The sequence below is a fragment of the Enterococcus sp. DIV1316a genome (genome assembly GCF_050536915.1).
Taxonomy (GTDB): domain Bacteria; phylum Bacillota; class Bacilli; order Lactobacillales; family Enterococcaceae; genus Enterococcus; species Enterococcus faecalis.
Map to the genome: position 1 here is coordinate 2,551,622 of NZ_CP172913.1, position 14,292 is coordinate 2,565,913.

The 14,292-nt window shown below is 40.8% G+C and carries 11 protein-coding genes; 1 reads left to right on the forward strand and 10 read right to left on the reverse strand.

The genetic code is table 11. The annotated features are described in order from the left end of the window. Positions 1-20 precede the first annotated feature (20 nt). From IGL56_RS12145 to IGL56_RS12190, 10 genes are all read right to left on the reverse strand, one after another. Positions 21-992 (reverse strand): ribose-phosphate diphosphokinase, encoded by a 972-nt coding sequence (locus IGL56_RS12145; protein ID WP_002381060.1) that lies wholly within the window; start codon positions 990-992, stop codon positions 21-23. A 174-nt stretch (positions 993-1,166) separates the two neighbouring features. After that, complete coding sequence (gene msrB, locus IGL56_RS12150; protein ID WP_002354871.1) at positions 1,167-1,604, reverse strand: peptide-methionine (R)-S-oxide reductase MsrB; 438 nt, start codon at positions 1,602-1,604, stop codon at positions 1,167-1,169. A 132-nt stretch (positions 1,605-1,736) separates the two neighbouring features. After that, entirely contained in the window at positions 1,737-2,291 is a 555-nt protein-coding gene (locus tag IGL56_RS12155) for a Maf family protein (RefSeq protein ID WP_002354869.1), read from the reverse strand. Between the two features lie 24 nt (positions 2,292-2,315). Further along, positions 2,316-4,448 (reverse strand): DNA mismatch repair endonuclease MutL, encoded by a 2,133-nt coding sequence (mutL, locus tag IGL56_RS12160; protein WP_430599791.1) that lies wholly within the window; start codon positions 4,446-4,448, stop codon positions 2,316-2,318. A gap of 31 nt (positions 4,449-4,479) precedes the next feature. Then, positions 4,480-7,056 (reverse strand): DNA mismatch repair protein MutS, encoded by a 2,577-nt coding sequence (gene mutS, locus IGL56_RS12165; protein ID WP_002354867.1) that lies wholly within the window; start codon positions 7,054-7,056, stop codon positions 4,480-4,482. After that, positions 7,057-7,428 carry a RicAFT regulatory complex protein RicA family protein gene (locus IGL56_RS12170; protein WP_002354866.1) on the reverse strand — a complete coding sequence of 124 codons (372 nt, stop codon included), beginning with the start codon at positions 7,426-7,428 and terminating at the stop codon, positions 7,057-7,059. Between the two features lie 87 nt (positions 7,429-7,515). Further along, entirely contained in the window at positions 7,516-8,313 is a 798-nt protein-coding gene (locus tag IGL56_RS12175) for a TIGR00282 family metallophosphoesterase (protein ID WP_002354864.1), read from the reverse strand. 159 nt (positions 8,314-8,472) lie between these two features. After that, complete coding sequence (gene rny, locus IGL56_RS12180; RefSeq protein ID WP_002354863.1) at positions 8,473-10,029, reverse strand: ribonuclease Y; 1,557 nt, start codon at positions 10,027-10,029, stop codon at positions 8,473-8,475. Positions 10,030-10,425: 396 nt separating this feature from the next. Beyond that, positions 10,426-11,472, reverse strand: coding sequence for a recombinase RecA (gene recA, locus IGL56_RS12185; protein WP_002354860.1), 1,047 nt, complete (start codon positions 11,470-11,472; stop codon positions 10,426-10,428). Positions 11,473-11,585: 113 nt separating this feature from the next. Beyond that, on the reverse strand, positions 11,586-12,830 hold the full coding sequence (locus tag IGL56_RS12190; protein WP_002354857.1) for a competence/damage-inducible protein A: 1,245 nt from the start codon (positions 12,828-12,830) through the stop codon (positions 11,586-11,588). 191 nt (positions 12,831-13,021) lie between these two features. Here IGL56_RS12190 and IGL56_RS12195 point away from each other — a divergent pair, with 191 nt between their 5' ends. Beyond that, positions 13,022-14,221, forward strand: coding sequence for a hypothetical protein (locus IGL56_RS12195; RefSeq protein WP_002354856.1), 1,200 nt, complete (start codon positions 13,022-13,024; stop codon positions 14,219-14,221). Positions 14,222-14,292: the final 71 nt, after the last annotated feature.

Sequence of the window (14,292 nt, forward strand, 5' to 3'; positions counted from 1 at the left end):
GATGTGGGCGGTTTTTATAATTATTTATTTTTTGTTTCAAATAACGGACTAACTGGTTTGTTTTCGTGGATACGTTTAATCGCATCTCCGATTAATTCACCAACGCTGACTTCGTCAATTTTAGCAATTTTACGATCATCAGATAGGTAAATAGAGTCTGTTACAACTAAGCGTTCAATTGCTGAATCTTCAATACGTTGTAAGGCTGGTCCTGATAAAACGGGATGTGTACAAGAAGCGTAAACGTCTTTTGCTCCGGCTTCTTTCAATGCGTTTGCAGCAAGAGAAATTGTCCCCGCTGTGTCAATCATGTCATCAATTAAGACACATGTTTTGCCTTCCACATGACCAATGATATTCATTACTTCTGCTACGTTCGCTTTTGGACGACGTTTGTCAATGATCGCAATTGGTGCTTTTAAGAATTCTGCCAATTTACGCGCACGCGTTACACCACCATGGTCAGGGGAAACAACAACGACGTCATCGCCTTGAATGCCGTGTTCGATGAAGTAATCGGCAATTAATGGTGCACCCATCAAATGATCCACTGGAATATCAAAGAATCCTTGAATTTGGACCGCATGTAAGTCCAATGTCAACATTCTTGTTGCACCAGCTTTTTCAATCATGTTTGCAACAAGTTTAGCAGTGATTGGTTCCCGGGCACGTGCTTTACGGTCTTGACGTGCATACCCATAATAAGGCATAACCACGTTAATTGTTTTAGCACTCGCACGTTTTAACGCATCAATCATGATTAATAGTTCCATTAAGTTATCGTTAACAGGGCTACTTGTTGATTGAATGACGTAAACATGTGCACCACGAATACTTTCTTCAATATTCACTTGAATTTCGCCATCACTAAATTGTGTTACAGAGCACTTTCCTAGCTCCACACCCACAGCATCCGCAATTTTTTCTGCTAAGGGACGATTAGAGTTCAAAGAAAAGATTTTCAATCTTGGATCAAAATAATGTTTCGACATTAGAACCTCCACTTTCTATTTCAGCCAATTCGTTAAAACTGAACAATACTTTCCTTCTAAAATAATAGTAGTCCTAGCCAAATAAATCAAGAGATTTTCTGTATTTCATACAAGATATTCATCAAAAGTCGCTTTCTTCTAACTATTTTATCGTATTTGTCTAAAAAATGAGGATTATTTGAATAAAGAAAGGTACTCGCCATAGCCTTCTTTTTCTAAATCTGCCACTGGCACAAATCTCAAAGCTGCCGCATTAATGCAATAACGTAAGCCGCCTTCTTGGAGTGGGCCATCAGTGAAAACATGCCCTAAATGTGAATCCGCTTCTTGACTGCGAACTTCTACTCGGTGCATGCCGTGACTAAAATCAGCTTTTTCTTTGACGCCACGTTTTTCAATTGGTTTGGTAAAGGATGGCCAGCCACAACCAGCATCGTATTTGTCCAGGGAGCTAAACAACGGCTCGCCACTAACAATGTCTACATAGATTCCGTCTTGGTAAAAGTCATCATATTCTCCTGAAAAAGGGCGTTCTGTTGCGTTTTCTTGTGTGACGGCATATTGAAGATCCGTCAAGGTTTGTTTTAATTCTTCTTCTGTTGGTTTTGTCATTCTGTCCACTCCTTTTCTTCTGTTCAATTTATTGGGTTCAATGATACCACGTTTGCCAAACAGGCACCTAATAGTTTGCATAGTAAAAGACAGTCCTTTCTCTTTTTGACGAATGAAAAGGACTGTCTTTTATTAGTTGAATTCTTTTAGCAGTCGGGCTACTTTGGCAATTGGTAAACCCATAATGGCGTAATAATCGCCAGCGATTGCTTCAATTAGTAATGCTCCTTGTCCTTGGATACCATAAGCACCTGCTTTGTCGGCATATTCTGCGGTATCTAAGTAAGCATGGATTTCCGTGTCTGTCAGTGGATAAAACGTCACGGTTGAATGAACTGTCGCGGAACGCTCTTTTTCCCCTTGTTTCAACGTCACACTTGTATACACGTCATGTGTTTTGCCACTTAGGAGGCGCAACATGCGATAACCGTCTTCCCGAGAAGTGGGTTTGCCGAGGATTTCTCCCGCCAATGCCACAATTGTATCGCAGCCAATGACTAGTGCTTCGGGGGATTGTTCTGCTATAGCCGCTGCTTTTTGGGCAGCCATTTGCGCCACATATTCTGCTGGTAAGCCGTCTTTGCCAACAGTTTCATCGATATCGGCTGGTGCAATCGTAAAAGTTGGAACCACACGCTTTAATAACTCCTGACGGCGAGGAGATTGGGATGCTAAAATAATTTGCATAAAATGATGACGCCTCGTTTCTTTTTAATGGGGGTCTTGAATGCGTTTAAACATTCGTTCCATATCTGAATTCGTAAAATGAATCAGCACCGGACGTCCATGCGGACAATTAAACGGATTTTCGCACAAGGCTAAATCTTTTAATAGCACGCGTGCTTGTTGCTCGTTGAGGTAATGATTGGCTTTGATGGATCGCTTACAGCTCATCATAATGGCAGTTGCTTCACGGAATTTTTTCACGCTGACCGAGCCAGTTGTTAGCAACATGTCAATCATCTCGCGAACAATGCTTTCCTCTTCGCCTGCAGGATACCAAGTTGGGTGCGCCCGCACAATGAAACTATTTTGTCCAAAGTCTTCCAAATGGATGCCGACTTCCGCAAGGGTTTCTTTCTGCTCTTTAATTTTCAAGGCATCGCTATTTGGATAATCAATAACGATTGGTACCAATAGTTCTTGTAAATCATCACTGACTTCGCCAATTTTTTCACGGAAGTACTCGTATTTAATTCGTTCTTGGGCAGCGTGTTGGTCGATAATAAACAGGCCATCTTTGCTTTGTGCGAATAAATAAGTTCCGTGCATTTGACCGAAGTATTCTAGCTCAGGAAAACGTTCTGTCGGTCGTTCTTCTTCCAACTTGTTCAGGGCTTGTTTCAGTTCTCTTTGACTCGTAGCGCTATTGGCATCGAATTCTGGGTGAAGTTTCATTTCTTCTTGGAAAACCTCGTCAGCAGCCTCTGATGAACGCAGAGAAGGTTCTGAATCAGGCACTTCAGTTATTTTCGTTTCTTCGGCTATTACCTGTTGCTCATTACTAGCTGTTTCCCAATGATTTTCGGAATCAACAGCTGCCGAAGAGGTTTCGTAAGCTGATGTTTCTTCCGCTACACTCGTTGATTCTGGCACTGGCGGCGCAAATGGGTCGTCCATTGGGTCCACTGCTCTTTCTGTCTGGTTGACAGCTTCAGGGGCGCTTGAGGCTGGTGTTTCGTCTGTCGCATGTTCCGCATAGAAGCGGCCTGTTGCGGAATTATAGCTTAAGCTGCCCGGTCGTTGTTTTACCGCAGGTTGTTCAGTCGATAGAGGAATTTCCATTTGTTCGGCTTTAGGTTCTGGCGGTAGTTTCTTTTTAAAACGCAAATTGTCTGCCGCATTGGGAATCAACTGTTCTTGGCTCAACACTTCTTGAATCGCCTGTTCAATTAATGCCATTAAATCTTTTTCTTTACTTAAACGAACTTCTTGCTTAGTAGGATGGACATTGACATCGACTAACAGCGGATCCATTTCAATTTCTAACACAGCAATTGGAAAACGCCCCACCATTAGTTTCGAACCATAGCCGGCTACAATTGCTTTATTTAACGCGAAATTTTTAATATAACGACCATTGATAATCGTTGATAAATAGTTGCGGCTGGCCCGTGTGACTTCTGGCAATGAAACATACCCTGTCAAAGTAAAATCAAGGTCTTTTCCTTCAATTTTCAACATTTTCTTTGCGGTACTAATGCCATAAATCCCGGCAATCGTTTGTTTTAAATCACCATTGCCTGTTGTACTCATCATTTTGTGGCCGTCATGAACTAAGCGAAAAGCGACTTTAGGGTGGCTTAACGCCAGACGATTGACAATGTCACCGATATTGGCCAATTCCGTTTGGATCGTTTTGACGTATTTCAAACGAGCAGGCGTATTATAAAATAAATTAGAAACGGTCATTTTTGTGCCTTTACGGAGGGCTGCTGGTCGGTTTTCTTCGACCTTGCCCCCTTTTAGAATCACATAGCTGCCTTCTTCTTCCTCAGCTGTGGCAGTTTCGACAATCATTTCAGAAACTGAGGCAATACTTGGTAAGGCTTCGCCTCGGAACCCCAAGCTGCGAATTCGGAACAAATCATCTCTTGTATGAATTTTGCTTGTGGCATGGCGTTTGAAGGCATTCAGTACATCTTCTTTGGCAATTCCTTCACCATTATCAATAATTTGAATGGTTTTCAAGCCAGCTTCTTCAATAAAAATATCAATTTGGGTGCTTCCTGCATCCAGTGCATTTTCCACCAATTCTTTGACGACAGAAGCGGGACGTTCAACAACTTCACCAGCAGCAATCTGGTTGGCTAGTTGTTCGGATAGTTCTTGAATTTTCCCCATTTCACGACCTCCTAACCGGTTCGGTTCCTAATTAGATACGTTTTTGCAATTGATGAAGCATGTTTAACGCATCTAGTGGTGTCATTTCTAATAGATTCATTTTCTTCAATGTGTCAATGACACTTAATTCTTCTGTTGAAACTTCTTTAAATAATGAAAGTTGCTCGGTTTCTTCATGGACTTCTGAAACTTCTTCATGATGAACTGAACTTGGAATCGTTGTTTCTTCCGCTTCTAAAGCGGATAAAATGGTGGCTGCTCGTTCTAAAAGCGGGCTTGGTAAACCAGCGATTTTAGCAACATGTATCCCATAGCTCTTATCAGCAGGTCCTTCCATCATTTTATGAAGAAAGACCACTTCGCCATCTTTTTCGACAGCGCCCACGTGAATATTCTTCAAGCCTTTTAAGGTTTCATCTAGAACAGTTAGTTCATGATAATGTGTAGAGAATAGCGTTTTAGCTTGTACTTCACGATGGATATATTCAATGATGGCTTGCGCTAGCGCCATTCCATCATAGGTTGCCGTGCCGCGTCCTAATTCATCAAATAAAATTAGGCTGTTAGGTGTGGCGTGCCGCAGTGCTTGGTTGGCTTCCATCATTTCTACCATAAAGGTACTTTGCCCTGCAATTAGATCATCAGAGGCCCCAATCCGTGTAAAAATTTGATCGAAAATTGGCATTTCAGCACTTTCCGCTGGTACAAAACAGCCAATTTGCGCCATGACCACCGTCAAAGCCAATTGACGCATGTAGGTACTTTTCCCTGACATGTTTGGTCCAGTAATCAAGAGAATATCTGTTTCTGGGTTCATGCGGATACTGTTTGGAATATATTCTTGATGCCCTAAAACTTTTTCCACGACTGGGTGTCGTCCTTCGACAATCGCCAAATTTTTCGTGTTACTTCTTAACGTTGGTCGAACGTATTGATACCGTTCACTAATTGTTGCAAAAGATTGTAAAACATCAACCGCACTAATGGTTTTAGCCAGTGTTTGCAACCGATCAATGTTCGTTTTCACTTGTTCTCTCACGGCCAAGAACAATTGATATTCTAGTTCAACTGATTTTTCTTCGGCTTCTAAGATTAAACGTTCTAGTTCTTTTAGTTCTGGCGTAATAAAGCGCTCCGCATTAGCTAATGTTTGCTTCCGCTCGTATTTTCCTTCTTCTAAATTCGCTAAATTTGACTTAGTGATTTCAATGAAATAACCAAAGACACGATTGTAGCCAATCTTCAAGTTTTTAATCCCTGTTTCTTGGCGTTCTTTCGCTTCTAACTCCGCTAACCATTGCTTACCATTGCGCATGGCATCACGGTATTCATCTAATTGGTCGTTATAGCCGTCCTTAATAACGTTTCCTTCAGTAATTTGTAAAGGGGCTTCTTCATTAATCGCCGTCGCAATCAATGCCACTAAATCTTCAACAGGGTTTAAGTCGACTAACAAATCATCCCATTCCCCTTGATTGATCCCGACAATTAACTGTCGAATCGTTGGTACTTGTTCTAAAGAGGTCCGTAATTGAATTAAATCACGCCCATTCACACTGCCGAATGCCACGCGTCCTGCTAACCGCTCTAAATCATACACGTTCGTCAATGCTGCTTGCAAATCCAAGCGTTCAAAATAGGCATTTAATAAGGATTGCACCATTTCTTGACGCGCCTTAATTTGACGTTCCTGAATTAGCGGACGATCCAACCATTGTTTCAACAAACGGCCGCCCATAGCTGTTTTCGTTTCATCTAATAGCCACAATAGAGTCCCTTTTTTCTGTCCTGTTCGAATCGACTGACTCAATTCTAAATTGAATTTAGAATAATGATCCATTTTCAAGAAATGATCTGGCTGATATTCCACAGCTTTCTGAATATGGGACAAGCTCCGCTTTTGGGTAACGGATAAATAAGATAATAATTTGCCTGTAATTTCAATTTCTAATGGATTAATCAGTTCATTGGTTAAAAAACTAAACTCGGCATTTTCTTCCACCGTTTCTTGTGTCGAAAAGATGATGTTTAAACGTAAACTTAAGTTCTCTTTTAACGATTCAGGAATCCCTGAACCTAGGACCATTTCTTTTGTTTGCAACGCAGAAGCTTCGTTTAAAACGCCCTCTTCATCAGCCAAGACTGCTGTTTTTAATTCGCCTGTACTCAAATCTACATAGGCAAAACCGAACTGATTACCATCTGTTAGCACAGCGGTTAAGTAATTATTGTCTTTGGCTTCCAAGCCTTTACTATTCATCACCGTTCCTGGCGTTACCAACTGGACCACTTCTCGTTTGACCATGCCCTTGGTAGTCTTTGGATCTTCCACTTGCTCACAAATCGCTACTTTATAGCCTTGCTCAATCAACGTATCAATGTAGCCTTGCGCGGCATGATAAGGAACGCCACACATAGGAATCGGATCATCCGCATTGCGGTTACGACTGGTTAACGTCAATTCTAAGATTTGCGCTGCATTGATAGCATCTTCATAAAATAATTCATAAAAATCACCTAAGCGATAAAATAAAAACGCATCCTTGTATTGGGCCTTAATGGATAAATATTGTTCCATCATGGGTGTATTTTTTGTCTTTTGTGGCATTTAATTCCCTTCCTTCTCTAGCTCTTCGTTCACGCGGTATTGAATGAGCGCCGTGACATGTTGGACTAAGTCATTGGCTTCGATCAGTTGTTCGCGGTAGGCTACAACGAGTGGGTGCTCATCAAATTCTTTTGTTTTCGCATCAGCTCGTTGAATGGCTTCTTTTTCAGCAGTTGGTTTGCCATAGTGAGCAAATTGAACCGCATCTTTTTGCGCAGCTTTAATTTCTTCCACTAATTCTGTCAGCTTTTTGTTTTTCTTTACCTTTTCTTCAATCGCTTGGTAGCGCTGAATGACTTCATCTTGTCCAATTAAATGTAACAATTTTTCTAATTCTTTATTACTTTGTGCATCTAAATTCAACGGCTCCATTTTTTCACCTTCATCTTTCACCGGCACTTTTTCTATAAGAGCAGAAAAAGTTAACCTCTTAATGATCCGAGATTAACTTTTCTTCTATTATTCTTGAAACGGGCGATCTTCACTAATCTGAATCGGCTCAATCATCTTCGCTTGGCCCGTTTGGTCATCAATCTCTAAAATACAGGCAGATAAAATTGTCCGCCCTGTTTCGACTACCTCAAAGCGCTTCGGCAATGCTGTCATAAACTTCTCAATAATCGGTTCACGCTTCATTCCTAGAATCCCATCATAAGGACCGGTCATACCGACATCACTTAAGAAGGCTGTCCCTTTCGGTAAAATCCGAGCATCATTTGTTTGAACATGCGTATGTGTTCCAACAACGGCTGAAACTTGGCCATCTAAAAACCAGCTCATGGCTTGTTTTTCACTCGTCGTTTCGCCATGAAAATCCACAAAAATGAGCGGTGTCCGTTTGCGAGCGATAGCTACTAACTCGGCGGCTTTCTTGAAAGGATCTTCCAATGGCACCATAAATGTGCGGGCCTGTAAATTAATCACCGCTAGTTCCAATTGATTGACTTTCACAAAAACCATTCCTTGACCAGGCACATCTTCTGGAAAGTTCGCTGGACGAACCATTTTCTTCGCATCATCAATGAATTCAAAGATATCCTTGTTGTCCCACGTATGGTTACCCATCGTAACAACATCGACACCATCTTGCAAAAATTTCTTATAAATCTTGCCAGTAATTCCCCGACCAGATGCCGCATTTTCACCATTGGCAATGGTCACTTGTGGACGATATTTTTTCTTTAATTTAGGGACATACGTTGCTAAGGCTTCTCTTCCTAAAGAACCGACAACATCTCCTATAAATAATATACGCAAAAAGGTTCCTCTTCTCTTTTTAACATCTCTTGTTTATTATAGTTGTTTTCGCTTTGAAAAGAAAGTTTTGGTTTTAAAAGATTAAAAAAAGTGTCTCAACGAACAATCCTTGCAATTGTTCGTTGAGACACTACACGCGATACTTATTCGCTTTTTATTTTATTTCGCATAGTCTACGGCACGTGTTTCACGGATAACCGTTACTTTGATATGTCCTGGATAATCCAAGTCATCTTCAATTTTCTTCCGAATGTCTCGAACTAAACGAACAGATTCTAAATCAGAAATTTCTTCTGGTTTCACCATGACACGAACTTCACGTCCTGCTTGAACAGCAAAACTTGAATCAACGCCTTCAAAACTATTAGAAATATTTTCTAAGTTTTCTAAGCGGCGAATGTAGTTTTCTAACGATTCACTACGTGCACCTGGACGGGCTGCAGATAACGCATCTGCGGCTGCCACTAAAACAGAAATAACTGAGGTTGCTTCCACATCACCATGATGCGAGGCAATGGCATTAATAACTACTGAATTTTCTTTATATTTCGCAGCTAATTCTGCGCCAATCTCAACGTGAGAACCTTCAATTTCATGATCCAATGCTTTCCCAATATCATGTAGTAAACCTGCACGTTTGGCTAATTGAACATCTTCGCCTAATTCGGCGGCTAAAACGCCAGCCAGTTTTGCTACTTCGATTGAGTGGTTCAAGACATTTTGACCATAACTTGTTCTGAAACGTAAACGGCCTAAAATTTTAATTAAATCAGGATGTAACGTATGAGCACCTACTTCAAAGGCTGCTTGTTCTCCGTATTCACGAATCCGTTCATCCATTTCTTTACGTGATTTTTCTACCATTTCTTCGATACGAGCGGGATGAATCCGACCATCTTGGATTAATTTTTCCAAGGTCATTCGAGCGATTTCTCGTCTGATTGGATCAAATCCGGATAACACAACCGCTTCTGGCGTATCATCAATGATTAAGTCAATCCCTGTTAATGTTTCCAATGTACGAATATTACGTCCTTCACGACCAATAATGCGACCTTTCATCTCATCATTTGGTAAAGTGACCACGGAAACAGTTGTTTCAGAAACAGAATCGGCGGCGCAACGTTGAATTGCTAGGGAAAGCAAGTTCTTCGCTTTGCGATCAGATTCTTCTTTGGCACGTTGTTCTGACTCCTTGACCATCAAGGTTAGTTCATGATTCAACTCTTCTTCTGTTGACTTCATAATAATCGATTTTGCTTCTTCTTTTGAAAGGGAAGCAATTCGTTCTAATTCTTGATGTTGCTGATTAATTAAGTTTTCTACTTCTTTTTCTCGCTCATCAATTAATTGCTGTCTAGCACCAAGTTTCTCTTCTTTTTCTTCCAGTGAGCCTTCACGTTTTTCAAGAGAGTCATCTTTACGATCCAACGTTTGTTCCCGTTGAATTAAACGATTTTCTTGAGATTTAAGTTCTAATCTGCTTTCTTTCAACTCACTTTCAATTTCTGAACGATACTTCTGGTTCTCTTCCTTAGCTTCTAGCAATGCTTCTTTTTTCAGTGTTTCTGATTCTTTCCGAGCGTTCTCGAGAATACTCGACGCTGAAATTTTTGCACCATTTATTGCTTTATCATGACGTGACTTTGCAATAACAAATCCTAAACCAAGACCGACAATCAAACCGACGATAGCGAGGAGAATATTTAAAACCATATTTCCACCTCCATACTATCTTTTTGTTAATTCATATCTTGTAGTTTTTTGATAAACTAAAATCAATTATCAATATGCCTACTTGCATATTTGTGCATACACACAATTTTATTCTAATGTTTGTCGCGAAAGGTGTCAACTTAAAAAAGCCCTTTCTTTTGGAAAGGGCAGCAAATATTAGACAACGTCACATTTTTAGGTTTCCGCCATCACAAATTGTTTAAATTTTAGAACAAACGCCGCATAGTCTGCTGTTTGACTAAGCTGCTTGATGTGGATGGGTTCGGACATGGACAACAGTCTATTTAACAATTTAGTTCTAAACAAAAAAAGACAACACCTGTCCTGTTCAGTAAGTGTTGTCCTTCTTCTTAACGAGTCGTATTCACTCGTTATTTATTCATCTAAGGGTAATTCTTCTTGACCTTCTGCTTCTTCTGTAATGGTTGAACCGTCACCGATGCCATATGCATCACGGACCAATTTAGACACTTCTGCCATCATTTCAGGATGATCCGCCATGTATTGTTTAGCATTTTCACGGCCTTGGCCAATTCGTTCTTCTTTGTAGCCATACCAAGCACCACTTTTACTGATAAGGTCTTTTTCCACAGCCATATCTAGTAATTCGCCTTCTTGGGAAATCCCTTGGCCATACATGATATCAACTTCTGCCACTTTAAATGGTGGCGCCACTTTGTTTTTAACGACTTTAATTTTTGTGCGGTTACCGACGATGTCTGTTCCTTGTTTTAACTGTTCTGCACGACGGACTTCTAGACGAACCGTTGCGTAGAATTTCAATGCACGTCCACCAGGAGTTGTTTCAGGATTTCCGAACATCACGCCAACTTTTTCACGAATTTGGTTAATGAAAATAGCAATTGTTTTTGTCTTATTAATTGAGCCTGATAATTTACGTAGTGCTTGAGACATTAGTCGAGCTTGTAAGCCGACATGGCTCGCTCCCATCTCACCATCAATCTCTGCACGAGGAACTAACGCAGCAACCGAGTCGATGACAACGATGTCAATCGCACCACTTGAAACTAAGGCATCGGCAATCTCTAAGCCTTGCTCGCCCGTATCTGGTTGAGATAAAAGTAATTCATCAATGTTAACGCCTAGTTTCTCCGCATATTGAGGATCCAATGCATGCTCAGCATCGATAAAAGCGGCTGTTCCACCATTTCGTTGCACTTCTGCAATTGCGTGTAAAGAAACAGTTGTTTTACCTGAACTCTCAGGACCATATACTTCAATAATTCGGCCACGTGGATACCCACCTACGCCCAATGCAACATCTAACGCTAAAGAACCACTAGGGATAGTTGAAATTTTTTGATCAGCTTTTTCGCCTAATTTCATAATAGAGCCTTTCCCAAAGTTCTTTTCAATTTTTTTCAGTGCGGCATCTAAAGCCACTTTACGATCATCTGCCAATGGATAATCCTCCTTTAATTTATATAAACTTATTTTTCATTTCCTGTTAGTAGGTCTATCATATCTCTTTTGTACCAAAAAAGCAAGAAAAAACCGAACAAACATTCGCATATTTATTTTTTATTAATGATTCGGCGCCGCAAAAGATCTAATCCTCGCATAACCGCACTCTGTCTAATATAATTTCGGTCACGGTTAAAATGGAAACATTCTGCAACGGTTGGTTGGCCTTCTTCCGCCAGCCCAATCCAAACAGTGCCTGTCGGTTGACCTTCGATTGGGTCACCAGCGACCCCAGTAAATGATAAACCATAGTTAGATTTAGCTAACTGACGCGCTTTCTCTGCCATTTCTTTGGCACACGCTTCACTTACCGTGCCATGTTCTTCTAAAAGTTCATGAGAAATTCCTAAAAAGTTCTCTTTTGTTTCTTGCGAATACGTCACGAAGCCTCCCTTAAAAATCTTCGAAGCACCCGCAATTTCCCCCAGTGTACTTTGGAATAGGCCAGCGGTGAGGCTCTCAGCAGCCGTGACGGTTTGTCCGTTTTGTAATAACAAATCCACTGTTACCTTGGCTAAACTATTGTCATCCCCATACCCATAAAAATAGTCTCCCACTTTAGCTAAAACCTTTTCTTCCGTCGCTGTTAATAATTCTTCGCCAGCTACTAAGTCTTTTGTTTTAACTGTTAAACGAAGTGTCACTTCATTAGGCTTAGCATAAGGCGCAATGGTTGGATTCGTTTGGTGCGCAATCAACGATTGAATCTCGGTCACCAGCTGTGATTCACCAATGCCATAAAAACGCAAGACTCTTGAAATCAATTGTTCTTCTTGTGGAAACGCATTAATCAATAAAGGTCGTGCCGCTTGTTGAAACATCGGAATTAATTCATTGGGCGGCCCTGGTAAGAGCAAATAGCTTGTTGTGCCTTCTGTTACGAAAGAACCAACCGCTAATCCTGTCGGGTTTTGAAGAACTTGTCCACCTTCAATGGCTAACACTTGTCGTAGATTATTTTCCGTCATTGGCCGCTTAGACTGTTGGAAAAACTGGTGTAAGCGGTTCAATCCTTCTTGATCTTCTACTAATGATTTATGGAGATGTTGTGCGACAACTTGCTTGGTTAAATCGTCTTCTGTAGGTCCTAGCCCTCCACAAAGGACAATTAAATCACTTCTTTGTTCTGCTTCTGTTAGTAGCGTTTCTAAGCGGCCGCCGTTATCGCCAACAACGGTCTGATAGTAAACATCGATGCCTAGCGCAGCTAACTCTTCTGATAAAAAGGTGGCGTTGGTATTCACTACTTGTCCCAGTAATAACTCTGTTCCGACTGCAATGATTTCTGCTTTCATTGATTTCCCCTTCTCTAATAACATACGTAGTTAAACTCACTTTCCATTTTAGCACAACAAAATTTTTACAAAAGAATTTGAGCTCCAGGAAATAATTTTTTTATCAGGAAATTTATTAATTATTACGAAAAAAATGTTCATTTTCTCACAATACATTGTATAATAACGTTATATCGAAAGGAGAGAAATGAATGAGTGTAGTATTAGGACTTTTGGGTCTATTAGGGTTACTTGTCAGCGGGGGACTGACTATCAAAGCATTAATTAAGAAACAACCGAAAAAACAATATGGCTATGCCGCGTTAGCAAGTGCCGCTCTATTTATTGGTGGGGTTGCCACGACAGATTCTTCCCCAACGCTTTCACTTGATGCAGAGAGTGTTGAAACCGATGCCAATGGCTCAGCCACCATCAAAGGCGAATACGACGGCAACAGCAAACTAACGGCCAATGGCAAGGAAGTAAAAACGAAAGACAAAACGTTTGCTTACAAAGTAAAACTGTCCGATGAAAAAACGCAAAAAATCACTTTTGTTGCTGAGAAGAAAGATACCAAAGTTGAAAAATCAGTCGAAGTCACACCGTCAAAAGAATTTATTGCGAGCATCACAGATTCCGAGCAAGAATTGGCCAAAACAGAAAAAGCCTTAGCTCACGCTGAAAAACAACCTTCTCAGAAAAACTATGATGAAGCCGCAACCTTAGTATCTTCATTAAGTCAAGAATACGAGGAATACAATGATCGCCTTGAAAAAATCAAAGAAGCAGTACCTGTTGATGAAGCAGTTACAACTGCTGAAAAATCTAAAAGTAAAAGCGATTATCAAGCAGCTGAAAAATTAGTAGCTGCTGCCCCAGTTGGCAAAGAAGGATTTCAACAACGATTAACGACTGTTCAAACCGCTATCGCTGAAAAAGAAAAAAATGAACAATTAGTCGCCAGTGCAACTGCCGCTGTTGAAAAAGCTGAACAAGAACCAACTAATGAAGCTTACTATAATGAAGCGATCAAACAAATTGACGCTTTAAACTCCCCAAATCAAGCTTTAACAAAACGGGTAGCCGTTGTTAAAACTCAATTAGATGCCCACAAAGAAAAACAACGAAAAGAAGCAGAAGCTCAGAAACTAGCCGCTGAAAAAGCGCAAAAAGAACAAGCCGAAGCGGCAGCAAAAGCGCAAGCTGAAGCAGAGGCGCAACAAGCCGCACAGGCGCCGGCGGAAGTCGAGACTGCTGCTGCAAATGCTGGTCCAGAAACAAGCGCAACTGTTCTTGTGACACCAACTGGCAGTAAATACCATGCACGCAAATGTGGAAATGGAACCTATACGGCAACTACGTTGGCAGATGCCCAAGCAAGAGGCTTAACACCTTGTTCTAAATGTTATTAATTTTTGTGTAAATAAAGAAAGAAGCGAGAGATAAAACATTTTATCTCTCACTTCTTTCTTTATTTATGATT

What these genes read in the sequence shown, in the direction of transcription:
- IGL56_RS12145 (WP_002381060.1), bottom strand. Translation starts at nt 992, where the DNA reads ATGTCGAAACATTATTTTGATCCAAGATTGAAAATCTTTTCTTTGAAC.
- msrB (WP_002354871.1), bottom strand. Translation starts at nt 1,604, where the DNA reads ATGACAAAACCAACAGAAGAAGAATTAAAACAAACCTTGACGGATCTT.
- IGL56_RS12155 (WP_002354869.1), bottom strand. Translation starts at nt 2,291, where the DNA reads ATGCAAATTATTTTAGCATCCCAATCTCCTCGCCGTCAGGAGTTATTA.
- mutL (WP_430599791.1), bottom strand. Translation starts at nt 4,448, where the DNA reads ATGGGGAAAATTCAAGAACTATCCGAACAACTAGCCAACCAGATTGCT.
- mutS (WP_002354867.1), bottom strand. Translation starts at nt 7,056, where the DNA reads ATGCCACAAAAGACAAAAAATACACCCATGATGGAACAATATTTATCC.
- IGL56_RS12170 (WP_002354866.1), bottom strand. Translation starts at nt 7,428, where the DNA reads ATGGAGCCGTTGAATTTAGATGCACAAAGTAATAAAGAATTAGAAAAA.
- rny (WP_002354863.1), bottom strand. Translation starts at nt 10,029, where the DNA reads ATGGTTTTAAATATTCTCCTCGCTATCGTCGGTTTGATTGTCGGTCTT.
- IGL56_RS12190 (WP_002354857.1), bottom strand. Translation starts at nt 12,830, where the DNA reads ATGAAAGCAGAAATCATTGCAGTCGGAACAGAGTTATTACTGGGACAA.
- IGL56_RS12195 (WP_002354856.1), top strand. Translation starts at nt 13,022, where the DNA reads ATGAGTGTAGTATTAGGACTTTTGGGTCTATTAGGGTTACTTGTCAGC.